Annotated in this window: 26 protein-coding genes and 1 riboswitch; of the genes, 24 read left to right on the top strand and 2 right to left on the bottom strand. The window is 41.1% G+C overall.

The window, feature by feature from the left end; all coding sequences use genetic code 11:
* Positions 1-54 precede the first annotated feature (54 nt).
* The 13 genes from ACSSTM_RS01265 (at position 55) to ACSSTM_RS01325 (ending at position 12,407) form a co-directional block, all read left to right on the top strand.
* Positions 55-534 (top strand): YpuI family protein, encoded by a 480-nt coding sequence (locus ACSSTM_RS01265; RefSeq protein WP_309415603.1) that lies wholly within the window; start codon positions 55-57, stop codon positions 532-534.
* Positions 535-646: 112 nt separating this feature from the next.
* The gene (locus tag ACSSTM_RS01270; protein ID WP_309415602.1) at positions 647-1,798 is read left to right on the top strand and encodes a D-alanyl-D-alanine carboxypeptidase family protein; all 1,152 of its coding nucleotides are present in this window, start codon (positions 647-649) and stop codon (positions 1,796-1,798) included.
* Complete coding sequence (locus ACSSTM_RS01275; protein WP_106037951.1) at positions 1,786-2,373, top strand: nucleoside recognition domain-containing protein; 588 nt, start codon at positions 1,786-1,788, stop codon at positions 2,371-2,373. The genes ACSSTM_RS01270 and ACSSTM_RS01275 overlap by 13 nt, the downstream gene beginning before the upstream one ends.
* 4 nt (positions 2,374-2,377) lie before the next feature.
* Positions 2,378-2,914, top strand: a complete 537-nt coding sequence (locus ACSSTM_RS01280) for a spore maturation protein (RefSeq protein WP_106037950.1) — start codon at positions 2,378-2,380, stop codon at positions 2,912-2,914.
* Between the two features lie 135 nt (positions 2,915-3,049).
* Complete coding sequence (rluB, locus tag ACSSTM_RS01285; protein WP_034661122.1) at positions 3,050-3,784, top strand: 23S rRNA pseudouridine(2605) synthase RluB; 735 nt, start codon at positions 3,050-3,052, stop codon at positions 3,782-3,784.
* A gap of 90 nt (positions 3,785-3,874) precedes the next feature.
* Positions 3,875-4,405, top strand: coding sequence for a thiol-disulfide oxidoreductase ResA (gene resA / locus ACSSTM_RS01290; protein WP_034661121.1), 531 nt, complete (start codon positions 3,875-3,877; stop codon positions 4,403-4,405).
* Between the two features lies 1 nt (position 4,406).
* Positions 4,407-6,086 carry a cytochrome c biogenesis protein ResB gene (resB, locus tag ACSSTM_RS01295; RefSeq protein ID WP_034661120.1) on the top strand — a complete coding sequence of 560 codons (1,680 nt, stop codon included), beginning with the start codon at positions 4,407-4,409 and terminating at the stop codon, positions 6,084-6,086.
* Positions 6,070-7,248: a c-type cytochrome biogenesis protein CcsB gene (gene ccsB, locus ACSSTM_RS01300; RefSeq protein ID WP_034661119.1), complete on the top strand. Its 1,179-nt coding sequence runs from the start codon at positions 6,070-6,072 to the stop codon at positions 7,246-7,248. Before resB ends, ccsB begins: the two co-directional genes overlap by 17 nt.
* Before the next feature lie 87 nt (positions 7,249-7,335).
* Positions 7,336-8,058 (top strand): response regulator transcription factor, encoded by a 723-nt coding sequence (locus tag ACSSTM_RS01305; RefSeq protein WP_003215596.1) that lies wholly within the window; start codon positions 7,336-7,338, stop codon positions 8,056-8,058.
* Complete coding sequence (locus ACSSTM_RS01310) at positions 8,055-9,836, top strand: ATP-binding protein (RefSeq protein WP_309415601.1); 1,782 nt, start codon at positions 8,055-8,057, stop codon at positions 9,834-9,836. Before ACSSTM_RS01305 ends, ACSSTM_RS01310 begins: the two co-directional genes overlap by 4 nt.
* Positions 9,837-10,035: 199 nt before the next feature.
* Positions 10,036-10,644 (top strand): RNA polymerase sigma factor SigX, encoded by a 609-nt coding sequence (sigX, locus tag ACSSTM_RS01315; RefSeq protein ID WP_034318821.1) that lies wholly within the window; start codon positions 10,036-10,038, stop codon positions 10,642-10,644.
* On the top strand, positions 10,556-11,659 hold the full coding sequence (locus ACSSTM_RS01320) for a sigma X negative regulator (protein WP_106039219.1): 1,104 nt from the start codon (positions 10,556-10,558) through the stop codon (positions 11,657-11,659). Before sigX ends, ACSSTM_RS01320 begins: the two co-directional genes overlap by 89 nt.
* 100 nt (positions 11,660-11,759) lie before the next feature.
* The gene (locus ACSSTM_RS01325) at positions 11,760-12,407 is read left to right on the top strand and encodes a M23 family metallopeptidase (protein WP_095285346.1); all 648 of its coding nucleotides are present in this window, start codon (positions 11,760-11,762) and stop codon (positions 12,405-12,407) included.
* Positions 12,408-12,442: 35 nt separating this feature from the next.
* Here ACSSTM_RS01325 and serA read toward each other — a convergent pair whose 3' ends face one another.
* Positions 12,443-14,017: a phosphoglycerate dehydrogenase gene (serA, locus tag ACSSTM_RS01330; protein ID WP_095285345.1), complete on the bottom strand. Its 1,575-nt coding sequence runs from the start codon at positions 14,015-14,017 to the stop codon at positions 12,443-12,445.
* A 287-nt stretch (positions 14,018-14,304) separates the two neighbouring features.
* Positions 14,305-14,436, top strand: a riboswitch (FMN riboswitch).
* 144 nt (positions 14,437-14,580) lie between these two features.
* On the opposite strand from serA, the gene ACSSTM_RS01335 reads away from it, so the two are divergent.
* On the top strand, positions 14,581-15,162 hold the full coding sequence (locus tag ACSSTM_RS01335) for an ECF transporter S component (protein WP_034661112.1): 582 nt from the start codon (positions 14,581-14,583) through the stop codon (positions 15,160-15,162).
* A 34-nt stretch (positions 15,163-15,196) separates the two neighbouring features.
* On the opposite strand, the gene ACSSTM_RS01340 is transcribed toward ACSSTM_RS01335, so the two are convergent.
* Positions 15,197-15,445 (bottom strand): ferredoxin, encoded by a 249-nt coding sequence (locus tag ACSSTM_RS01340; protein ID WP_003215700.1) that lies wholly within the window; start codon positions 15,443-15,445, stop codon positions 15,197-15,199.
* A gap of 266 nt (positions 15,446-15,711) precedes the next feature.
* Between ACSSTM_RS01340 and ACSSTM_RS01345 the strand changes: the two genes are divergently transcribed.
* From ACSSTM_RS01345 to prsW, 10 genes are all read left to right on the top strand, one after another.
* A complete protein-coding gene (locus tag ACSSTM_RS01345; protein ID WP_309415599.1) occupies positions 15,712-16,764 on the top strand; it encodes a helix-turn-helix domain-containing protein in 1,053 nt (350 codons plus the stop codon).
* Positions 16,757-18,265 (top strand): RecQ family ATP-dependent DNA helicase, encoded by a 1,509-nt coding sequence (locus ACSSTM_RS01350; RefSeq protein WP_420734878.1) that lies wholly within the window; start codon positions 16,757-16,759, stop codon positions 18,263-18,265. Before ACSSTM_RS01345 ends, ACSSTM_RS01350 begins: the two co-directional genes overlap by 8 nt.
* Positions 18,262-18,903 carry a CPBP family intramembrane glutamic endopeptidase gene (locus ACSSTM_RS01355; protein WP_437403960.1) on the top strand — a complete coding sequence of 214 codons (642 nt, stop codon included), beginning with the start codon at positions 18,262-18,264 and terminating at the stop codon, positions 18,901-18,903. Before ACSSTM_RS01350 ends, ACSSTM_RS01355 begins: the two co-directional genes overlap by 4 nt.
* The gene (locus ACSSTM_RS01360) at positions 18,848-19,609 is read left to right on the top strand and encodes a LysM peptidoglycan-binding domain-containing protein (RefSeq protein WP_034661106.1); all 762 of its coding nucleotides are present in this window, start codon (positions 18,848-18,850) and stop codon (positions 19,607-19,609) included. The genes ACSSTM_RS01355 and ACSSTM_RS01360 overlap by 56 nt, the downstream gene beginning before the upstream one ends.
* A 64-nt stretch (positions 19,610-19,673) precedes the next feature.
* A complete protein-coding gene (locus tag ACSSTM_RS01365) occupies positions 19,674-20,126 on the top strand; it encodes a DUF2663 family protein (RefSeq protein WP_060596753.1) in 453 nt (150 codons plus the stop codon).
* Positions 20,127-20,213: 87 nt separating this feature from the next.
* Positions 20,214-21,002, top strand: coding sequence for a metallophosphoesterase (locus ACSSTM_RS01370; RefSeq protein WP_034661982.1), 789 nt, complete (start codon positions 20,214-20,216; stop codon positions 21,000-21,002).
* Between the two features lie 165 nt (positions 21,003-21,167).
* The gene (locus ACSSTM_RS01375; protein ID WP_034661102.1) at positions 21,168-21,749 is read left to right on the top strand and encodes a genetic competence negative regulator; all 582 of its coding nucleotides are present in this window, start codon (positions 21,168-21,170) and stop codon (positions 21,747-21,749) included.
* A 195-nt stretch (positions 21,750-21,944) separates the two neighbouring features.
* Entirely contained in the window at positions 21,945-23,219 is a 1,275-nt protein-coding gene (locus ACSSTM_RS01380) for a Glu/Leu/Phe/Val family dehydrogenase (RefSeq protein WP_007500982.1), read from the top strand.
* 123 nt (positions 23,220-23,342) lie between these two features.
* The gene (locus ACSSTM_RS01385; protein WP_034661101.1) at positions 23,343-24,314 is read left to right on the top strand and encodes a YpdA family putative bacillithiol disulfide reductase; all 972 of its coding nucleotides are present in this window, start codon (positions 23,343-23,345) and stop codon (positions 24,312-24,314) included.
* Between the two features lie 155 nt (positions 24,315-24,469).
* Entirely contained in the window at positions 24,470-25,126 is a 657-nt protein-coding gene (prsW, locus tag ACSSTM_RS01390) for a glutamic-type intramembrane protease PrsW (protein ID WP_034661098.1), read from the top strand.
* The last annotated feature ends 54 nt before the right edge of the window (positions 25,127-25,180 follow it).

The raw sequence follows: 25,180 nt of genomic DNA on the forward strand, positions 1-25,180 counted from the left end.
TGATGTCAGATAAAATGGTAATAAAGCCATGAGGGGAAGGTAAACACGAAACAAATGGCACATATGAATGTAAAGGCTCAAGTTGATCAAGCAGGCGTCTTTTTATCAAAGGTTGCAACTGAAATGAATGGTTTTCTGAATGAAGCTACCTTATCAAGTATGAAACGATTAAACCCTGAAGCGGAAGCCTATTATTGTGACATATTGAATACATTACGGAAGCTTGCAGTGTACAGCGAGGATGCAGCGGCAGTTTGCAGGAAAATCAGCCAGCAGCAGACATTCCCGCAGCAAGCCGCGCAGCAGACGCTTCACCGTATTTATAATCAATGTATTGAAGAGTTTTTCACGCCGAAAAAGGATACATGGTATGAAGACAGCCGTTCCGCGTATACAGGAAAGAGCAGCATTGTTTTCCACCATGAAGTATCCGCTGAGATCAAACGATTATTTTCTTCATTAGAAAAAGATTTTTTAGCGATGAGAGAAGAGCTAGAATATACGACATCTCATCAGCAAATGAAAATGGTATAGCAAGAGGAAAAAGCGACTCTACATATAGAGACGCTTTTTTTTGTGGACGAGGCATCATAACTTTTTCAGGCGTGCATACACTTGTACAAAACGGACAAGGACGTGAATGAACATGCCCTATTTAAAAATTGGAACAGCAGTCCTTCTTCTATTTACACTCTTACTGCCCTTTTCCTCACATGCCAAAGCAGATATGTCATTATCGGTGAGTGCAAGAAGCGCCATTTTAATAGATGGACAGTCAGGCAGAGTCCTATTTGGAAAGGACGAGCATGAAAAAAGGAGAATCGCCAGTATTACGAAAATTATGACGGCGGTATTAGCCATTGAATCAGGAAAAATGAAAGACACCGTCAAGGTATCAAAACGCGCGATTCAAGCAGAGGGCTCATCGCTCTATTTAAAAGAAGGGCAGAAGGTGAGTTTAGAAGACTTGACGTACGGGCTTATGCTGCGTTCTGGAAATGATGCAGCTGTTGCCATTGCAGAGCATGTGGGCGGCAGCTTAGAAGGATTTATTTTTATGATGAATCAAAAAGCGTCTGAACTAGGAATGGAGAATACAAATTTTCAAAATCCGCATGGACTCGATGATCATAAACATCATTATTCATCAGCCTATGACATGGCCATTTTAACAAAATATGCCATGGAGCATAAACAATATCAAAAAATTGCGGGCACGACTTTCTATAAAGCGAAAACGATGGAAGGCTATTGGAAAAATAAAAACAAGCTCCTCACTGGTTTATATCAATATTCAACTGGGGGGAAAACGGGATATACGAAGCTTGCAAAACGCACACTTGTCTCTACAGCTGCAAAAGGGGATGCGGCGCTGATCGCTGTGACCATTAATGCGCCAGATGATTGGAAGGATCATATCTCTATGTTTGAATATGCATTTGATCACTATAAAACGTACGTACTTGCTGAAAAAGGAAGACTCGCTTCGTTAAAAGGAACCTTTTACGAAAAAAAAGCATTTATCAAGCGTGATGTGGACTATTTTTTAAATGAAGATGAGAAAAAGCTAGTGGAAATTGAAACGGAAATGCTTACTCCTCAAAAAAAGTGGAAAAAAAACGCCGAAGCCATCCCGGATGTTGTAGGGAAAATGACGTTTTTACTAGATGGTCAGGTGATCGAGCAAGTACCGATTTTTTATGAAAATAAACGAAATCGAATGCCACAAAAAAGCTTTCAAGAAATGTTTAAGTCTGTCTTTCAGACATCTATAGGCGGATCTTCATGGTCAATCTAATTTGGGTATTCCTCACTGTCATCGGTCTTGTGTATGCGATGTTCAACGGAACGATGGAGGAAGTAAACGAAGCTGTATTTAAGGGCTCAAAAGAAGCAGTTACGATTTCAATTGGTCTGATTAGTGTCCTCGTTTTTTGGCTCGGACTGATGAAGATTGCAGAAGAGGCAGGTTTGTTAAATTTCTTTAGTAAATTGTGCCGTCCCTTTATTTCAAAGCTATTTCCGGAAATTCCGCCTAACCATCCTGCGATGGGATATATTTTGTCCAATCTGATGGCGAATTTCTTTGGTCTCGGGAATGCCGCTACACCGCTTGGGATTAAGGCAATGGAGCAGATGAAAGCATTAAACGGCGGGAAAAATGAAGCAAGCCGGTCCATGATTACATTTTTAGCGGTCAACACATCCTCTATCACACTCGTGCCAACAACCGTCATTGCGATTAGAATGACCTATGGTGCAGATCAGCCAACAGACATTGTAGGCCCAACCATTTTGGCGACACTCATTTCAGGCATTGGTGCCATTCTCATTGATCGCTATTTCCACTATCGCAGAAGCAGGCGGGGGTGATCTCGTGTCATTTATTAACTGGCTTTCTCTGGCTTTGATCCCACTGATCATCGCAGGAATTTTAATTGCGGGAACCGTTAAGAAGGTACCGACCTATGAAACATTTGTCGAGGGCGGGAAAGAGGGTATTCAAATTGCCTTTTCAATCATTCCTTATTTAGTCGGCATGCTCGTGGCTATTACGATATTCCGCGCGTCTGGTGCGCTTGATTTTGTCATGGGACTGTTAAAACCCGTGTTTACAGCGATCGGCTTCCCGGCAGAAGTGGTGCCGCTTGCGTTTATTCGTCCGATATCTGGCACGGCCGCACTCGGGATGACATCAGACCTCATTGCGACATATGGACCAGATTCTTTTATCGGACAGCTCGCAGCTGTCATGCAAGGGTCAACTGACACCACTCTATACATTTTAACGGTCTATTTTGGAGCAGTCGGTATTAAAAAGATGGGGGATGCGCTGAAAGTAGGACTGTTAGCGGACCTCATTGGAATCATTGCATCTGTCATCATCGTCAGTTTGTTATTTAGCGGCGCCTAATGAGGCGCTTTTTTGTATTTCGTGGATGGAAAATCGCTTTTTAGCTGAAATTAGACAGACGAATCGCTTATTTTTCCACGAATGCTTGTTTGTTTTAAGTCAAGCAAGTAAGATAGTACATGAGGTGAAAGACAAATGGAACGTTTACAGAAAGTAATTGCACATGCCGGCGTCGCTTCTAGACGAAAGGCAGAAGAATTAATTAAAGAAGGACGAGTTACCGTTAATGGCCAGACAGTGACAGAGCTCGGAGTAAAAGTGGGCTCTTCAGATAAAATTGAAGTCAACGGATTAAAGCTTGAAAGAGAAGAACCGGTTTACTTTATGCTTTATAAACCGCGCGGCGTCATTTCAGCTGCTGAGGATGATAAAGGACGTAAGGTCGTCACAGATTTCTTTGATGACGTCCCGCAGCGCCTTTATCCAATCGGCCGCTTAGATTATGATACGAGCGGTTTGATTTTAATTACAAATGACGGGGAATTTGCCCATAAGCTCATGCATCCGAAATATGAAATTGATAAAACGTATGCAGCGAAGCTAAAAGGCATCCCATCAAAGGAATTGCTTAGAAAGCTAGAAAAAGGGATCATGTTAGATCATAAAAAGACAGCACGTGCTCGTGCCAAAATGCTTTCTATCGATAAACGAAAGCAGACATCTATCGTTCAATTAACCATTCATGAAGGCAGAAACAGACAAGTGCGCCGCATGTTTGAAGCGATCGGTCATGATGTGTTAAAGCTAAAAAGAGAGCAATATGCGTTCCTTCATATTGAAGGCATGAGACCGGGAGACCGCAGAGAATTGTCTCCGCATGAAGTCAAGCGCCTGAGAGCGATTGCAGATCATGGGAAAAGCGCTTTTTAATTTTCACATAAACTTCAAAAAATGAAGAAGCATCAAAAGAAGGAGAATGCTATAATTTACCTGAATGTCTATGGGGAAGGGGTACTTCAGATGAAGAAAAGACGGTTTTTCATACGGACGGGCATTCTCCTCGTGATGCTTGCTGCACTATGTTATACCATGTATAACTCAGTATTTGCCAAACAAGATCAAGTCAAAGAAGGATCTATTGCGCCAAACTTTGTCCTTCAATCAGTGGATGGGGAACGGATTGAATTAAAGGAATTAAAAGGAAAAGGCGTCTTCCTTAATTTTTGGGGGACTTGGTGTGGTCCGTGTAAACAAGAATTTCCTTACATGGCAAATCAATATGAAGTATTCAAGGATCGCGGTGTGGAAATTGTTGCAGTCAATGTTGGGGAATCCAATATTGCCGTGAAAAATTTTATGGAATCCTATGGCGTGAATTTTCCTGTTGCGATGGACAAAGATCGTCAAGTGACAGAGGCATATGATATTACGCCGCTGCCAACCACATTTTTAATTAATCCTGAAGGCAAGGTAATCAAAGTCATAAAGGGAACCATGACAGAACGTAATGTCTATGAATATATGAATTTGATTAAACCAAAGGGGTCATAGAATGAAAGAGGTAAAGTGCGAGTGTGGACATATTAATCCAATCGGTACTGTTTTATGTGAATCATGCGGGAATCCAATTGCAGCTATAGAGAAAAACTCTTCAAAGCTGCTTGATATGAGATATGACGGCAGTGCAAGACGCTCGCAAACATACAACAAAACGATTGTTGATAAAGTATGGAACTTTTTTTCTTCCGTTAAAGTGGGTGTGTGGCTGATAATTATTACACTGCTTGCTTCCTCACTAGGAACCATTTTTCCGCAGGAGCGGTTTATTCCGCCAGGTGCATCTGCTTCCACCTATTATGAAGAGCAATATGGGTCGTTTGGTAAACTGTATTACATACTCGGATTCCATGATCTTTATAATTCTTGGTGGTTTTTAGCTTTAGTCGCATCAATCGGAATCTCCCTTGTCATTTGCAGTCTCGACCGGGTCATTCCTCTTTATCGGGCACTTAAGAACCAAGGGGTTATCAAAAAAGAAGGCTTTATGAGAAGACAGCGTCTGTTCAGTGAAACAGACAAAACGTTAGATCAGCATACATATGAAGGCATCATAAGAGCAATGAAACAAAAGCGTTACCGCGTGCGAGAAGAAAACGGACATATTTTAGCTGAAAAAGGCCGCTTTTCACGCTGGGGGCCTTACGTCAATCACATTGGATTAATCATCTTTCTCATTGGATCGATGCTCCGATTTGTCCCAGGCATGTACGTGGATGAAACGCTCTGGGTCAGAGAAGGTGAAACGGCCCCAATCCCAGGCACAGATGGTCAATACTTCTTGAAAAATAATGCGTTTTCAATTGACCGCTATGAAACTGGAAATGAAAAAGAAGTGTTTGAGAATGCGATTGAAAGAGCTGGCGACGGTCAAGTGGTGAAAAGTTATAAAACCGATGCCACTTTATACAAACGTGAAGGGGAAGTTGTGTTTGGTGAAAAGCCCAAGCTGAAGCAGGTAACAGAACACGATATCAAAGTGAACGAACCGCTCAAGTTTGATCATTTCTCATTATATCAAGTGGATTTTAAACAAAATGAACTCGATCAAATGGTCTTTCAACTGATTCGTAAAGATACAGAAAAATCTTTCGGAACAGTGAAGATTAATCTGCTGGAGCCTAAGTCAGAATATGATCTTGGTAGCGGTTACAAAGTCAAAGTGATGAGCTATCTCCCTGATTTTTATTTTGACGATGATGGAACGCCGAGTACGAAAACAAGGAATCCAAATAATCCTGCTTTCGTGTTTGAAATGATTTCTCCTGAAAAGCCTAAAGGTGAAAAAAGCTTTGTGGCGATTCAAGAGACAGTAGAAGGCTCTGATAACAACATATATAAAATGAAGTTTGATCGAGTGGAAACGAAAAACGTCACGGGATTGACGGTTAGAAAAGATTTAACTCTCGGGGTGCTCATCGTAGGCGGGATTATCTTCATGATTGGTGTCGTGCAGGGGATGTATTGGCAGCATAGAAGAATTTGGCTGTCTGCAAAGGATGGAAAAGTATTTGTGGCAGGACACACAAACAAAAACTGGTTCGGCTTAAAGTCTGATCTCAACGTGTTACTAAGTGACAGTGGCATCAAACAGCCAGTTGATCAAAAAGAACTGCCTGATACAACAAGTATCAGCAAAAGCAAGGGGGAAGGATTAGATGGCAGCAGTCAGTGAAAACCTGTTATTTGCAGCTTTTCTATTGTATTTAGCGGCAGTTCCTTTTTTTGGTGGTGCCATTAAAGGAAAAAAGCAAGTTGATGGACCGCGCAGGAATAAGGCAGCACTTATCGGCATTACGCTCACCATCATCGGTTTTTTAAGCCAATTTGGCTATTTTATTTCAAGGTGGATGGCGTCTGGTCATGCACCAGTCAGTAATTTGTTTGAATTCACAACCGCTTTTGGCATGATGCTTGTGCTCGCATTCATCATTTTATATTTTGTGTATCAAGTGTCTGTACTTGGTTTATTTACACTTCCAATCGCTTTATTGATTATTGCCTATGCAAGTATGTTCCCATCAGATATTTCACCGCTGATTCCTTCACTACAAAGTAATTGGCTTTATATTCACGTGACAACAGCAGCACTTGGGCAAGCCATTTTAGCGATCAGCTTTGTGGCAGGTGTCATCTTCCTATTAAAGCATGTCGATCAAACAAAGCCAGGGAAGAAGACATTTGGTTTAGAGCTCGTCATGTTTATGATTGTTGTTACACTTGCATTTATCGCTGTCACGTCCATCTTTAGAATGACAGGGTACGAGGCAAAATTTAATTGGGTCGATAAAAATAAAGAGGAAAGTGTGATGGTCTATGAGCTGCCAGCTCTAGTTGGACCTCATAAAGGAGAGCTTGTGACGCAAGATCGTTTGGAACCATTTGTTGATTTGCCGCCTGTTTTTTCAGGAAGAAAGGTCAATACGGTGTTATGGTCATTCGGCACGGGGCTGATCTTGTATGGACTGATTCGGTTGATCATTCGCAAACGACTCAGCGCTCTGCTTCAACCGCTTGTGAAGCAGGTGAACCTAGATTTAGTCGATGAAATTGGATACAGGGCTGTTTCCATTGGTTTCCCTGTATTTGCGTTAGGCGGGCTGATTTTTGCAATGATCTGGGCGCAAATTGCCTGGACTCGGTTCTGGGGCTGGGACCCGAAGGAAGTATGGGCATTGATTACGTTTCTCTTTTATGCAGCCTACCTTCACCTTCGCTTATCCAGGGGCTGGCATGGCGAAAAGTCCGCTTGGCTAGCTGTCATCGGATTCGCCATCATTATGTTTAATCTCATCTTTGTCAATCTTGTGATTGCAGGGCTTCATTCTTACGCTTAATCACATGAAAAAGGCCAACTTTTTATGAATCGATTTGGCTTTTTGTTAAAATGAATGTAACAACGGAGAAAGCAGGAGGATTGTCTAATGGAACACACAACTCAAACGAAAATATTAGTCGTAGATGATGAGGCAAGAATTCGCCGCCTTTTAAAAATGTACTTAGAACGTGAAAATTATGAAATCGATGAAGCAGAAAATGGAGATGAGGCGATTCAAAAAGGACTCCAAACAGATTATGACCTCATTTTACTCGATTTAATGATGCCTGGGACAGATGGAATCGAAGTGTGTAATCAAATTCGAGACAAAAAAGCGACTCCAATCATTATGCTGACGGCAAAAGGAGAAGAAGCCAACCGCGTCCAAGGGTTTGAGGCAGGAACGGATGACTATATCGTAAAACCTTTTAGCCCGCGTGAAGTTGTTTTACGTGTGAAGGCATTGCTCAGAAGATCTTCTCAAACGTCTTATCTCAATACTGGGACAACAACAAAAGATGTACTTGTGTTTTCTCATCTTTCAATTGACCACGATGCGCATAGAGTGACGGCTGATGGCAAAGAAGTCAGTCTCACGCCGAAGGAATATGAGCTTTTATATTTCCTTGCGAAAACACCGGATAAGGTTTATGACAGAGAGAAGCTGTTAAAAGAAGTATGGCAGTATGAATTCTTTGGAGACTTGAGAACAGTCGATACCCACGTCAAACGACTTCGCGAAAAGCTGAATAAAGTGTCACCAGAAGCTGCGAAAAAAATCGTGACGGTATGGGGTGTCGGGTACAAATTTGAGGTCGGCGCTGAATGAAACTGTGGAAAAGTGTCGTTGGAAAGCTATGGTTAACCATTCTCTTCCTCGTCCTGATCGTTTTATCTATTTTAACCGTGCTTCTTTTAGAGTTCATTGAGAATTACCATGTAGAAGAAGCAAAGTCAGATTTAACTCAAATGGCAAACAAAGTAGCGGTCATTTTAGAAAGCCATGAGGATCAATCGCTCGCAAGGTCGATTACATCAGAGCTTGCTGACAAATTGACGAGTATTGCGATTATCCAAGAGGACGGGCTAGAGTGGTATTCGTCTGAAAAAGACGGGAAGCTTCCTGCGATTACAAAGAAACAAATTGAAGCGGACAGTGATTTAAATCAAGCACTAAAAGATCGTAAAAAAATCAGTAAACGTGCAGAACCAAATGCAGGCAATCAGAAAGATGAACGAATTGTCGTCGGTGTTCCATTTGAGGCAAACGGAAAAAAAGGCATGGTCTTTCTTTCTCAATCATTACTCGCTGTAGAACAAACAACGAAACATACGACGCGTTATATCTTCCTAGCAGCCGGAATTGCCATTATTCTGACCACTATCTTCGCTTTCTTCTTATCAACACGTGTCACCTATCCTCTCAGAAAGATGAGAGAGGGGGCACAGGATCTGGCGAAAGGGAAATTTGATACCAAGATTCCTATATTAACGCAAGACGAAATTGGAGAACTGGCCATCGCCTTTAATCAAATGGGCAAGCAGCTTAAATTCCATATCACAGCCTTAAATCAAGAAAAAGAACATTTGTCCAACATTTTAAGCAGTATGGCCGATGGTGTCATCACCATCAATATTGATGGAACGATTCTCATGACGAATCCTCCTGCAGAACGATTCTTGCAGGCATGGTATTACGAGCAAAATATGAAGATCAAAGATGGAGATGAACTGCCGCCAGAAGCGCGAGAACTGTTTCATACAGCCGTCAGCACAGAAAAAGAGCAAATGATCGAAGTCACGCTGCAAGGACGTACTTGGGTTCTTCTCATGTCTCCGCTTTATAATCAGCAGGATGTCAGGGGAGCAGTTGCGGTCCTTCGTGATATGACAGAGGAACGAAGACTTGATAAGCTGAGAAAAGACTTCATTGCCAATGTCAGTCATGAACTTCGTACTCCAATTGCCATGCTGCAAGGGTATAGTGAGGCGATTGTAGATGATATTGCAGGCTCAGAAGAGGAAAAGAAAGAGATTGCGCAAATTATCTACGACGAATCACTTCGAATGGGACGTCTTGTGAATGACCTTCTAGACCTAGCGAGAATGGAAGCTGGCCATATTACACTTAATCTTGAATCGACAGATACAGAAGAGCTGACCGAGAAGATTTACCGCAAGTTTCTCGGTATTGCGAAAGAAAAACAAATTGATCTCACATATGACATTCAAGTGGATGAACCGGACTTTGTATTCGATCCGGATAAGATTGAGCAGGTGTTTACGAATCTCATTGATAACGCCATTCGTCATACACCAGAGGGCGGAGAGGTTCACTTCTCGGTTCAATCGGTGGAAAGCGGTCTGAAAATGGATGTAAAAGATTCAGGAAGCGGAATCCCGGAAGAGGATCTGCCATTTATTTTCGAACGCTTCTATAAAGCGGATAAGGCAAGAACAAGAGGGCGTTCTGGTACTGGACTTGGTCTTGCGATTGTGAAGAACATCGTAGAGGCGCATCAAGGCTCCATTCATGCACATAGCAAAGCGGGTACAGGTACACACTTTACCTTTTATATTCCGAGAAAAAAGCAGGAACTCGTCTAATCCTGACGAAGAATCTTGTTACATGAGAAACACTTCTTTTCGAAAAAAAGAAGTGTTTTTTTATTTTCATATTTTTAAGGAGAAGTTAAACAAAAAGCCCTTCCCAAATTGTCGAACTTGTAATATATTTGTCATAAAGTTGTAATGTAACGTTTTGTAAGAGTCAATCGACAAAAATAAGTGAACGGAGGGGTTTCCTATGCATGAAACCTTTCAAAAAATATATGATTCGTACCATCAAGATTTGTACCAGTTTTTATTTTATATGGTTAAAGATAAAAATCAGGCAGAGGATCTCGTTCAGGAGGTTTACATCCGGGTACTTCACTCATATAAAACTTTTGAAGGAAGAAGCAGCGAGAAAACTTGGCTGTTTTCAATTGCAAGGCATGTGGCGATTGATTGGTTTCGCAAACAGCAAACCATTAGACAACGGGTACTCGGCACGTTTGATTGGGATAAGCAGGATGTAAAGGACCCAGACTTGCTCCCAGACGAACTAGCTGTACAGGATGAAAATGTAAAAGAAATCTATGCCGCACTTGATCATTGCACAATTGATCAACGAGCTGTCATCATTTTAAGATTTATCCAGGGCTACTCAATCATGGAGACGGCAAAGGCGCTAAAGTTCTCGGAAAGCAAAGTCAAAACAACGCAGCACCGAGGCCTGAAAGTGCTCCGAAAACATATGGAGCTTTTGAAGGAGGAGCTAGTGAATGAAAACGAACAGGTCCGATTGGAGCGAAGAACGAATCAAGGTGTTACTAAGTCAGCTTCCAAAGGTGGAGGACAACCGTTCATCTAAGCAGATATACCAGCAGATGCTGATGGCAAGCGGGCAGAAAAAGAAAAGTGCCAAATGGATTGGTCCAGCGGTCGCAACCGTTGTGGTTTTATTTATGGCGTTTTTGATTTCTCCTCATTTATTTCAGCCGGCTGCTCAAGATCATCATAAGCAAGTGGAAACAAGTGCTGACAAAAGTCAGGTGAACGCCACATTAGAGGCGGTCAAACAGACTGATGGGCCCTCACACGTTGTTTCTCGTAAGCAGCAGCAAAAGTATATGACCATTGCATACATAGATGAATCAACCTCTCAGGTAGTTCCAATTAGCATTGAAAAAGAGGATGAGTATGATCATTTGCAGGAAATGATGAACACATATGAGCAGGTGCAGCTGCCTGAAATGACAAAACCTCTTCAATCTTATATTGATATGGTAGATCTTCGAGAAAAAGGAGATACACTCATCTTTCAGTTAAAAAATGATTTGTCCCTCGATACGTTAAAAGAAGCCAACCGGTTTAAAGATATGGTAAAAGAAACGCTAAAATGGAGTAAGTATAAGCAGGTACAGGTCAAGACATCCAAAGGTTCTCAACTTCAATTAGGAGCAAATGGCCGCATTGGAACAATGTCGATTGAGAAACAAACAAAGCACGCTTATTATGTTTTAGACAACAAAAGCGGGACTTTTTTAGTGCCTTCAAAAACCCATTATCCTTCGTATGAAGATGCGGTAGAGGCCATGAAGCGGACAAGTGATGCCGGACTTGATCCATTAATTAAAGATGAATCGATTAAAGAAGTGACGACTAAAGGAAAACATGTGACTATCACGTTTGGAGCATCAGCGCAATTATCGGACTCAAATGATCATATTCTACTCATTGAAGGTCTGCTGCTCTCAGCGAAAGATTTTGGTTTTACAGAGGTCACCATTCAACAGGCGGGGGCAGATCAAGTTGGTCCATATGAATTAGAAGAACCCATAGAGGTGCCGGCTCTGCCGAATCCAGTTGTTATAAGAGACCGTTAAAGGACGCAAGAAATTGCGTTCTTTTTTGATGTATAGAAAATAGCTTCCTTGCTGTATACTAAGCTGTCATAAAAAGAACCTCAAAGAAGGGGAGTCACTGATGAAAAGGTATTGCTTCATATGTGCCAGCTGTTTTTTGCTGTTGATTTTTTCTCCTTTTGCTCATGCACAGAAAACAAGCGAATGGGTGGAGCCGATAAAAGGAGAAGTCACGGATTTGTTTGGGACAAGAGGTGGCTCGCACAAGGGATTAGATATAGCTGCGCCTGAAGGAGAATCCATATTTGCTGCAAGTGAAGGTGTGGTCTCGCGTTCGTATGTATCTGCTACATATGGAGAGGTTGTGTTTATTCAGCATCCAAATGGATATGAAACCGTCTATGCACATTTACACGAGCGTTTTGTTAAAAAAGGCGACCATGTAGAAGCAGGGCAGCCGATCGGCATTATCGGCAACACAGGGGCTTCTAGAGGCACTCATTTGCATTTTGAGGTGCACAAGGGTAATTGGTCAGTCAGTAAAGAAGATGCGGTAGATCCACTCACAATCATTGCGATGGATCGTTTCCAAGAGCCGGCTCTTCATGTAAACGGGCATGAAAAAAATACATATCTCATTAAACAAGGAGATACCCTTTGGTCGATTGCAAAGGCGCACGAGATGACTGTGGAACAATTGAAAAAAATCAATGAGCTTACTACTCATCTCATTCGAACGGGAGACCGTTTAATGATTTCAACAAAATAAACCTCATGCATTTGCATGAGGTTTAACATTATTTTTTATAGGTCGATCAGACGGACAGAAAGTATATCTTGCACTTCGGTTAATTCTTTGACAATTTCGTCCTCAAGATGTTTGTCGAAAGAAAGCATCATGATGGCTTCGCCGCCTTTTTCTTTACGTCCTACTTGCATTGTCGCAATGTTGACATCATGGTCGCCTAATATTTGTCCAACCTTTCCAATCACACCAGGTGCATCAGTATGCTGGATGTAGACAAGGTGTCCATCTGGATAAAAATCAATATTAAATCCATTAATGGAAACAACGCGTTCTCCTAAATGCGGGATGTAGGTTGCTTTTAGAGTAAAGGTTGAAAGGTCACCTTTGACTTCAATAGAAATGCTGTTTTCGTAACCAGATTCGCTGGAAGAAATTTTTTCACTAAAGCTAATGCCGCGTTCTTTTGCCACCATCCCAGCATTTACTTCATTTACAGTCGAATCGACGCGTTCTTTTAAAAAGCCTGACAGGAGACTTTTTGTAATAAAGGAGGTTTCGAGTTTTGAAATAGAGCCTTCGTAAGAGATGCTTACTTCTTTTACAGGTTCTCTCATTGATTGAGAGACAAGACGTCCGAGCTTTCCTGCAAACTGATGATAAGGCTGAATCTTTTTGAACTCGTCTTTTGTCATCGCTGGTAGATTAATAGATGACATGACAGGGAGTCCTTTTGCAAATTGAAGTACTTCTTCAGAAACTTGCGCCGCTACATTTAATTGTGCTTCCTTTGTCGATGCGCCAAGATGCGGAGTCGCAATGACGAGCGGATGGTCTACAAGCGGATTATCAGTAGGAGGTTCTACCTCAAATACATCGAGTGCAGCTCCTGCAACATGGCCGCTTTCAAGCGCTTCAAGAAGGTCACCCTCGTCAATAATACCGCCGCGCGCACAGTTCACTAGGCGAACGCCTTTTTTCGTTTTTGCAATTGTTTCTTTATTGAGAAGCCCTCTTGTTTCTTTTGTTAATGGGGTATGTACAGTGATAATATCTGATACTTCGAGTACTTCATCAAGTGATTTGGCATTGACACCAATTTTTTCTGCACGTTCCTTTGTGAGAAATGGGTCAAATACGTTGACTGTCATGCCAAATGCTCTTGCACGCTGAGCGATTTCGCTTCCGATTCTGCCAAGTCCAACAATCCCAAGAGATTTTCCATAAAGCTCAGCACCAACATATGCGCCTCTGTTCCATTCTTTTGATTTCACAGAAATATTGGCTTGTGGAATATGACGCATGAGCGAAGAGATCATGGCAAATGTATGCTCAGCTGTGGAGATCGTATTACCGTTTGGTGCATTGATGACAATGACGCCATGCTTGGTCGCTTCATCAATATCAATATTGTCTACTCCCACACCGGCACGGCCGACAATTTTTAATGAAGACATTTTTTCATAAAGCTCTTTGGTCACTTTCGTAGCACTTCTGACAAGTAAGGCATCAAATGTGTGTAATTCATCTTCTGCTTCTGTTACATTTTTTTGGACAATTTCAACAAAATCTGATTCTAACAGTGGTAAAAGACCATCATTGCTCATCTTATCTGAGACTAATACTCGAAACATCGTAAGATTTCCTCCTAAAATAAACGTCATAAATATCTGATAATTTACCATATTCCTTTTCACTGTGTCAATCAAATTAAAGCAGTAAAGCGAAAAAGAAAACACGAACATTTATTGGTATCTTTATAAAGAATGGACACCTTTAAACAAAAGATAACCAATTTTTGCGCATTTGTCATTATAATTTTTAAGTTTTTTACGATTTCTTAAAACTGATGAAATTGCTCAGGATTTTTATCTGTACAAATGCTCATATATCATATATAATGATGTCGAATTGAATAATGATCAATCTTCGGGGCAGGGTGCAATTCCCTACCGGCGGTGATGAGCATAGTCTCTAAGCCCGCGAGCCTTTTTTGGCAGGATTCGGTGTGATTCCGAAGCCGACAGTATAGTCTGGATGGGAGAAGATGGAGGTTCGTAAACGTTGAAAACATGGTTTTTCACACGTTTATTTGTCTAGCCCAAATTCCCCGCTCCTGTTTTCATGAGCGGTTTTTTTGCGGCTGAAATTGAACAATCCTCTTTTCGAAAGATTTGATCGAAAAGGAGAGAGAATATTGAATCAAAGTAAAGTAAAACGTTTAGTCGTCACCAGTATGCTCAGCAGTATTTCGTTCGTGTTAATTTTATTGGATTTCCCTTTCCCAGGGCTTCCGGCGTATTTGAAAATTGATTTCAGTGATATACCAGCGATTATTGCGATTTTAATTTATGGGCCGGGTGCAGGAATTGCAGTTGAGGCATTAAAAAATGTTCTGCATTATCTCATTCAAGGCAGTATGTCTGGTGTTCCAGTTGGGCAAGTCGCGAACTTCATTGCAGGCACATTATTCATCTTACCAGTCGCCTTTATGTTCAAAAAAATTAAATCAGCAAAAGGGATGGCATGGTCAATGATCATCGGTACATTACTGATGACTGTGATGATGAGCATTTTAAATTACTTCTTATTCCTGCCAGCTTACACATGGTTTTTAAACGCACCTGAACTATCTGATCATGCGCTCAAGACGACCATTACAGCAGGGATCTTACCTTTTAACTTTATTAAAGGAATGATCATTACCATCGTGTTTAGCTTCATTTTTGTGAAAATGCGTCCATGGTTTGAAAATAAACGCCGACTTCAAAATAGTTAATATAAAAAAAGCCCCTGCATAAGGGGCTTTTATACTATTCATGCTTAAGTGGGTCACCCTCGAAAGATTCGTCCGCAACTTTGATTGAGTCAGTTGGACATCCTTCAAATGCATCAAGCATATCTTCTTCAAGTACTTCTGGAACTTCTACAGTCCCTTGGTTGTCGTCAAGCGTAACAAATGCAATGCCTTCATCATCATAATCATAAATGTCTGGAGCAGCTGCACCGCATGCGCCGCAAGCAATACATGTGTCTTTGTCTACAATTGTATATTTTGCCATGTTAAAAAATACCTCCCAGATAGTTCGATGGAACACATGGTTTAACCTTTTTAGTTTCACCGATAAAAAACAATTTCCTCAAACCTTATTGTAATGATTTTAAATTCACATTTCAACTGTAAAGTGATTGAGAATGCTTATCACATAAGGGTTTGTTCATAACTTTCCCCCATAAATTGAGTTTAAACATTTCTTCTTGTATGAAATCTGTTAAAATAAAGGGAGAAAATATTCGAATTTTGTCAGGAAGACAGGTGCTTTGATGAATGACTCTTCATTATTTGGATGTCATGTTAATGGACAGCGTATATAAATTGAACGGCGAACGCTCCATTAGTGCTGTCTACCATCTTTTTAAAGGAAAAAAATCATCACAAACCATACAGGATGCCAGCTTGTTTGAGCTTTCCAGGTACTTCGGCTGTTACCCGGGGTTTACGAGGGATCTGCTGAATCGTTCTGCTTTAAAGCTTGAAGAGAAGCACTACATTAGAAAAAACGATGAGACATTCAGCATCACTGAAGCAGGGCAGCGAATGCTAAACCAGCATTTTTCTGAAAAACCGATGCCCGCTTATTTTCATGGTGCCAAATATCACGATAAAGCAAAGATGCTATGGATGAGGCTCTCTTTACTTGTACAAGTGCTTTCTCACTATATGGCTGGATCGCATCAATATGTTCCGATACAAAGAGATGTCTCGGTTCAAAGCTGGACGAAATCTTTCTTGAAACAGCATCAGCAGAAAAGCAAGCTTTCAGAAGATCTGCATCATGAACTAGAAAAGCTCCTTGTTTGTTTAAGCGATCAAGAGGCACTGATTTTTGTTTATTCATTGACCTCAAATGAACGAATCGGGCGTACGTATCAGCAAATGGCGGAGTGGATGAAAGAAGATGTGTGGTATGTGTACCTGCTTTTTTGGAATGTACTCCATTATTTTATTCAATCTGCCCAAAAAGGTGAGGCACCGATTTTGCAGCAGCTCGTAGGTGACCTTGAATTCAAACGCGTGTTAACAACTTCTACCCATAAAACACTTGAGCTTGTCCAAAAAGGATTTGATATTGAACAGATTGCTCACATTCGTTCACTAAAAAAGGCAACGATCGAAGATCATATCGTGGAGCTGTCGATACATGAGCCAAGCTTTTCAATAGATCCGTATGTGAGTATAGAAGAGCAGCGGGCGATCCTTACTGTAGCCAGGGAGCTTCAAACAAATAAAATGAAGCTGATTAAAGAAAAACTCGAGCATCCATTTACTTATTTTCAAATACGATTGGCACTGACAAGGATGGTGAAAGCAAATGGATAAGCTTCATCAGACGCTCATGCGATACTTTGGCCACGACACATTTAAAGTGGGTCAAGAGGACATTATTCAAAGTGTACTGCATCAAAAAGATACGGTTGCCATGCTGCCTACTGGCGGAGGGAAGTCACTTTGCTATCAAATTCCTGGCTATATGACAGAAGGATTAGTTCTGATTATTTCGCCTCTTTTATCGCTTATGGAGGATCAAGTCGAACGAATGAAAATGCGCGGAGAAAAACGAGTGGCGGCGCTTAACAGCACATTGTCTTTTCAGGAGAGACGACATATCATTCGGCATTTGCCATCATATAAATTTTTATTCGTCGCACCTGAGGCATTAATGTCAGAAGTGCTGCTAGAACAACTCAAGTCGATGCATATTGGTCTGTTTGTCGTCGATGAAGCGCATTGTATATCAGAATGGGGGCATGATTTCCGTCCTGAATATTCAAAGCTGGGAGAATGGAGAGAAGCGTTAGGTCATCCTGTTGCTTTAGCTCTTACAGCTACAGCAACGAAACAAACGCTAAAAGATACAGTGCAAACGCTAAGATTACAGCATCCTGACTTTCATATTCATTCCGTCAACCGCCCGAACATTGCCTTCGTCAAAGAAGCGCACGAATCGAAAGAAGCAAAAGAGAAACGGGCCATTGAGCTTGCGGACTTCCTGCAAGGACCAGGTCTTATTTATTGCCCGACCCGGCAAATGACAGAAGAGCTTGCACTCTGGATGAAACAAAAAACCAATCAGCGTGTTGAGTTTTATCATGGCGGAATGGATGCAGGAGACCGTATGCTCATTCAGCAGCAATTTATCAGCGGTCAGCTTGATCTCATTTGTTGCACGAGTGCTTTTGGCATGGGAATTGATAAAGCGGATATCCGATTTGTCATTCATATGAGCCCGCCGCAATCGATTGAAGCATTTATGCAAGAGATTGGAAGAGCGGGAAGGGACGGGAAAAACAGTGTGAGCATTCTTTTATATACAGAAGAGGATGCAGATATTCAGCAACACTTGATCCAAGCAGAAGGATTTGACGATCCAGAAATTGATTTCTTCTTAGCCCAGCTCACACAAATGCAGACAAATGATGAAAAAAAATTACGTGAACGATTAATGGAAACAGGGCTTCAGGAGACCCGTGCAAGAATGCTGACGCATTATTACATGATGCATGAGTCCGAACAGCGCCCGGCAATCCTCATGAATCTAAAAGAAAAATTGCAGGACAGACAAACAGAAAAGCTGAGAAAAGTGTGGCAATTTAAAGAGCGGATCATGGGTCATGACTGCTTTAGACAATCTCTGTTATTATACTTTCACGAACAGCTTAATCAAACAGAGCATGCGTCCTCTGATCATTGCTGCTCTTCTTGCGGACTTGACCTGTCTGATTATGAAAAAAAAGATCAATCATTGGAGCTGAATGAAATGAAACACTGGAAGACCGTGCTGGATCGTATGTTTCATCTGACAAAAGAGGCGCAGCATTGATTGAACAACATCGTCAAATCATTGAAAAATTAACCGATCGACAAGTCGTAGAACAGCTGTATTTCACGCAGCTCCTCATGCTTATCGTTTCTTTTTTACTAGGCATATTTATGTTCGATCAATGGATGGATTTTACAGCACTTTGGCAGATTCATGATATGCGCATTCTGACATATGGAATTGGCGGTGCTTTGCTCGTCATCATTGTGGATGCGATTGTCATGAAGGTGTTTCCCGCTCATATGTATGATGATGGCGGTTTAAATGAAAAGATGTTCAAAAACCGAAGCATCCCGCATATTGTTTGGTTAGCACTTCTCATCGCCTTTTCAGAGGAAATACTATTTCGCGGAATCGTTCATCAGCAATTTGGGCTGGAGATTGCCAGCATCGTGTTTGCGCTTCTTCACTTTCGCTATTTATCAAAAATACTCTTGTTTATCCTCGTGGTTTCCATTAGTATTTTTTTAGGACTTTTATACGAGTGGACGGGGAATTTATTTGTTCCTGTCATGACTCATTTTGTCATTGACTTAGTCTTTGCTTGTCAAATTCGTTTAATATATAAGGGGAGGGATGAACATGGAAGAAATGTCGAGAATGCAGAGAAAGAAGGAGCAGCTGACAAACAACCATGACGACGATGTAGAGGAAATTCTTGAAGAAAAAGTACATCCTTCTGATGACTCTCACTTTCCTACACGAGAAGACTTTCATGAATATAAGAAGCAGCGCACGAAAAAAGTGCGCAATCCTTTGTTTACGACATTGGCTATTATCTTTCCTATCATCGTCATCACTGTTTTCTTTCTATTGATCTATTACACATCAAAGGAAATCAACGATAATAACAATCAAGGTGTATACATCGATAAAACCTCAAGTGCTGACACAGACCCAGTTCCGTCAGCACTTGTCGAAACAAAAAATGACGCTAGCGATGATAAAGCGGATGCGTCTGATGAAGAGAAGAAAAAGAAAGATGAAGAAAAAGAAAAGCAGCGATCAAAAGAAAAAGCAGAGCAGAAGAAAAAAGAAAAAGCCGCTAAAGAGAAAGAAGAGCGTGAAAAAGCCGCAGCTGCGAAAAAGCGTGAACAGCAGCAGCTCGCACTGCAAAAACAACAAGAAGAGAAAAAACGAAAAGAAGCCGAAGAGAAAAAGAAGCAGGAAGAAAAGCCGGTTCGTGTCGTACAGCACACTGTGGGCCCAGAGGAAAACCTATATCGAATCTCGATGAAATATTACAAAAACCGATCGGGTGAAGAGAAAATTAAAGCCTATAATCATTTAAATGGGAACAGTGTATACAGTGGTCAAGTACTCAACATTCCATTGGAAAACTAATTACCTGACATGATCGAATGAAAAAGCACATACATATGTAGAAAAAAGGGACAGGGTGTATGTGATGACATTGCACGTAATCAGCCGCTATATGGATCAGCCGACACAGAAAATGATGGAAACGTTGATCAAAAGAAAGCACAAATATGAGGGCTTTGCTAAGCAGTGCAAAAGATGGCAATGGACAGCCCTATTGTCGCTGGCGATTCTTTTGTTTTATTTTGTAATAACGGCAAATAAGGGAGGCTCTCTTCAGCCGGAAGCGATGATTGCAACACTGCTTGGTCATGAGATCTTTCTATTTTGGATAATGGCTGAGGTGTTTGCTTTTTACGCATCTTATTACTATAAGAAAAAAGAGGAAAAGGCTGAGGATGAATATCATCGGCTTAGATGTGAGATTATACAAAAAAGCACAGACTTATGGCCGCAATCAGACCAGTGGAAAGAGCGTGAAGCGGTTTTTCACTATATGCAGAAGCAATATGACATTAATCTCTATTATGAAAGTAAATAAATGTGTAAAAAGACGTTTTAATAGTTGAAACGTCTTTTTTCATTCAAGCGTCTTATGAACGAAACAAATGCAAGGGAGCCATTTATGATGAAATATGCCATCGGATTTACTGCCGCCATTGCGGCTGTTACAACAGGTGTGTGTGTAACGGCAAAAATGGTGAAAACGGCAAAACAAAACAACATCAAAAAGCATTACTTTACAATAGAGGCACTTCAATCAGATCGACCAGCAGTGATTTTCTTTATTTCTGATACACACCGGCGTCTTATTAGTGACTCATTATTAGCAGAAGTCACACAAGAAGAACCAGATGTCATTATGGTAGGAGGGGACTTAGCAGAAAAAGGTGTACCCTACGCCAGGATTGAAGAAAATGTGAAACGTTTATCAAGAATTGCGCCCGTTTATTTTGTTTGGGGAAATAATGATCATGAGCTGCACCAGCAGAAGTTTAAAGAGATACTTCATGCATATGATGTCACGACTCTGCAAAATGAAACGGCTGTGTGGGATTTCGAAGGCCAGCCAATCAAAGTTGGAGGTATCGATGATATTCGGCTTGAAAAGGCGGATTATGAAGCGATACGGCCTGAGTTTGTGAAAGATGAAGTGAATATTCTCTTATCACACAACCCAGATGTACATCATTTGATGAGTGAAGAAGAGGGAATCGACCTTGTTCTGAGCGGTCATACGCATGGAGGTCAGATCCGAATCGGAAAATTTGGTCCATATGAAAAAGGAAGAACAGGTCAGGTCAAAGGCGCGTTTTTTCTCATTAGTAATGGCTATGGAACAACAAAGATTCCAATGCGTCTCGGGGCAGAACCAGAAACCCATCTGATCTATTTAATGCCTGTAAAAACGCGATGACTTGCTGCACCCTCAATATTTTCCATAAAAGTCACCGTAAGCATAGCTTCATGCTTGTCTTCCGTCTTGACACAGTGTAAACTGAATACAAAATTAAGAACCTATGACTCATCATCTCATATACTACAGTATGATGTGTGTTTAGAAGAGGCAGGAGGGAACGTTATGCGACTGGAGCGTCTGAATTATAATAAAATCAAAATTTTTCTCACACTAGATGACCTGACAGACCGGGGTCTTACGAAAGAAGACCTTTGGAAAGATTCGTTCAAAGTCCATCAGCTGTTTAAAGACATGATGAACGAGGCGAATCAGGAGCTCGGTTTTGAAGCGAGTGGACCGATTGCTGTTGAAGTATTTTCTCTTCAGGCGCAGGGGATGGTCGTCATTGTCACAAAGAGTCAGCAGGAAGATGCTGATGATGATGAGTTTGATGAAGATTACATTGAGATGCAAGTCAAGCTCGACGAGAGTAATCATGTGCTCTATCAATTTGCCTCGTTTGAAGATGTGATTCAGCTGTCCCATAGTTTAAGTCGTATTGGGCTTTTAGGGGGTACAGTTTACCATTATGAAGGTCAATATTTTCTCAGCCTAGATGATTTTGAAGAACTGTCTGCTGATACAGTCATTTCCATTTTAGCGGAGTTTGGTTCTCCTACGACATTAACGATTCATCGGCTAAAAGAATATGGAAAAGTGATCATGCAAGATGATGCAGTGAAAACGATTCAAATGTATTTTTAATCACTTTTTTCTATTATATTTAATACTGTTGTGATGAAACAACAGTATTTTTTATATCCTTTTTTATATTTATAAACACTGATATTTTATTTTGATAAAAAACGTTTTTTACCTTTGCTTTACCAGTACGAAGGTGTATACTATTGCTTGAAAGGGAGCAGTAGATCATGAAAGATTTCTAGGGGGTTTATTTTAATGGCAGCCGATCAAAACGCCGCTCATAACGCAGAAGATAAGCTAGATGTTTTAAAGTCAACTCAAACCGTCATACATAAAGCGCTAGACAAATTAGGGTATCCGCAAGAAGTGTATGAATTGCTGAAGGAGCCAATTCGTCTATTAACGGTCAAAATTCCAGTACGGATGGATGATGGATCAGTGAAAATTTTCACTGGTTACCGCGCACAGCACAATGATGCTGTCGGACCGACAAAAGGCGGCATTCGTTTCCACCCAAACGTTACTGAAAAAGAAGTAAAAGCGCTTTCAATTTGGATGAGTTTAAAATGTGGTATTGTGGATCTTCCTTATGGCGGAGGAAAAGGCGGTATTATCTGTGATCCAAGAGAAATGTCATTTAGAGAGCTTGAAAAGCTAAGCCGCGGCTATGTTCGCGCAATCAGTCAAATCGTTGGTCCAACAAAAGATGTACCAGCACCAGATGTGTTTACAAACTCTCAAATTATGGCATGGATGATGGACGAATATTCTAGAATTGATGAATTTAACTCGCCAGGATTTATCACAGGAAAACCAATTGTTCTTGGAGGGTCACACGGACGTGATACTGCAACAGCAAAAGGTGTGACGATCTGCATCAAAGAAGCGGCGAAGAAAAAAGGAATTGACATCAACGGGGCTCGTGTTGTCGTACAGGGATTCGGAAATGCAGGAAGCTACTTGGCTAAATTCATGTATGATGCCGGAGCAAAAATCGTAGGGATTTCAGATGCTTATGGCGGATTATACGATGAAGATGGTCTTGATATTGACTACTTGCTAGACCGGCGTGACAGCTTTGGAACCGTGACTAAATTATTTAACGATACCATTACAAACCAAGAGCTGCTTGAGCTTGATTGTGATATCTTAGTACCTGCAGCCATTGAGAACCAAATCACTGAAGATAACGCGGCAAACATTAAAGCCAAAATTGTCGTAGAAGCAGCAAATGGTCCAACGACACTTGAAGGAACAAAAATTCTTTCAGATCGTGGAGTACTGCTTGTCCCAGACGTACTTGCGAGTGCGGGTGGTGTAACGGTTTCTTACTTTGAATGGGTGCAGAATAACCAAGGGTTCTACTGGACTGAAGAGGAAGTCGAAACTCGTTTAGAAGATATGATGGTGAAATCATTTAATAATATTTATGAAATGGCGCAAAACCGCCGCATCGATATGCGTCTTGCTGCATATATGGTCGGCGTACGTAAAATGGCTGAAGCTTCTCGATTCAGAGGCTGGATTTAAGCGGCTTATTTGCATCGCGCCTTAAAATCTCCTATCCTTAAATAGGAGATTTTTTTATGGAATGGAACAAATCATCAAACAGCTAGCAGTTGTTATTGTATTGAAACGACAGGAGTGGAACAAATGAAACAAGAAAAAGCGATCATAATAGGAGGCGGCCCTTGCGGGCTATCAGCTGCCATCGCGTTCAAGCAAATCGGAATTGATGCACTTGTCATTGAAAAGGGGAATGTCGTTAACAGTATTTATCATTACCCAACACATCAAACCTTTTTCAGTACAAGTGAAAAGCTTGAGATTGGTGATGTCGCTTTTATTACTGAAAATCGCAAACCCGTTCGTATCCAGGCGCTTTCTTATTACCGAGAAGTAGTCAGACGAAAAAGCCTGCGTGTGCATGCCTTTGAAAAAGTAACCGCTGTGACGAAAAAAGATGGCTGTTTTACCGTGAGCACATCAAAAGACGACTATTCATGTGATTATGTCGTGATTGCTACTGGTTACTATGATCATCCAAACTATATGAACGTCAAAGGAGAAGACCTTCCTCATGTGTATCATTATTTTAAAGAAGGACACCCTTACTTTGATAAAGATGTGACGGTGATCGGCGGGAAAAACTCAAGTGTCGATGCAGCGCTAGAACTTGTGAAATGCGGAAGCAGAGTCACTGTGCTGTATCGAGGAACTGAATATTCGTCTAGCATCAAACCTTGGATTTTACCAGAGTTTGAAGCGCTTGTGCGGAATGGAACCATCCGAATGGAGTTTGGAGCGCAGGTGAAGGAAATCACAGAAGAAGAGGTGATTTTTACAAACCAGCAAGATCAAACGGAGCGAGTGAAAAGTGATTATGTTTTTGCCATGACAGGCTATCATCCAGATCATTCTTTCTTAGAAAAAATGGGTGTGACAATTGATCAAGAATCAGGCCGTCCAGCATTTGATGAACAGACGATGGAGACAAACGTAGAAGGTATTTTCATTGCAGGAGTCATTGCAGCTGGAAATAATGCCAATGAAATTTTCATTGAAAATGGAAGGTTTCATGGGGGGCTTATTGCAGAAGAAATCAACAAAAGAATGAACGGATAAAAAAAGAACTGGATCCTTACAAGGGATTCGGTTCTTTTTGATATAAAATGGGATTATATAGAAGAATATTTTCATAAAAATGGGCTCGAGTCATATAAAAAAAGGGTAAATCATGGTACGATAATGAAGGATAATGTAGGGAAAGAGGTCTGGTTATGATCGCAATCATCTCAGCAGGTTTAGCTCCCGGCATCGCACTTTTAAGTTATTTTTATTTGAAAGATCAGTACGACAATGAGCCGGTTCACATGGTCATCAGATCTTTTATGCTAGGTGTCATACTTGTGTTTCCAACCATGTTTATTCAATATGTCCTTCAAGAGGAAAATATCGCAACGAACCCTATCTTGATTTCATTTGTGACGTCGGGCTTTTTAGAGGAATCATTAAAATGGTTTATTTTAATGGTCAGCGTCTATGCGCATGCCCAGTTTGACGAACACTATGATGGGATTGTGTATGGAACAAGTGTCTCACTTGGTTTTGCAACATTAGAAAATATTCTTTACTTGGTCGGGCATGGGGTTGAATATGCGTTCACCCGTGCTTTATTACCCGTCTCAAGTCACGCTTTATTCGGTGTTGTGATGGGGTTTTATATCGGGAAAGCCCGTTTCTCTGCAAAAAAAGAGCAAGTGAAATGGTTGATCCTATCTTTAACGCTCCCAGTACTTTTTCACGGCTTATATGATTTTATTCTTCTTGGCATGAGAAATTGGGGATATATTATGCTGCCATTCATGATTTTTTTATGGTGGTTTGGCCTGCGGAAAGCAAAAAAGGCCCGTTCAGTGAAAATGGTGCAAATTTAATGTGGAAAACGTCCTATCAGTTGATAGGGCGTTTTTTTTGTCTTTTCATCCAAT

This window comes from Bacillus sp. RK1064 (assembly GCF_051488405.1).
Classification (GTDB): Bacteria; Bacillota; Bacilli; order Bacillales; family Bacillaceae; genus Bacillus.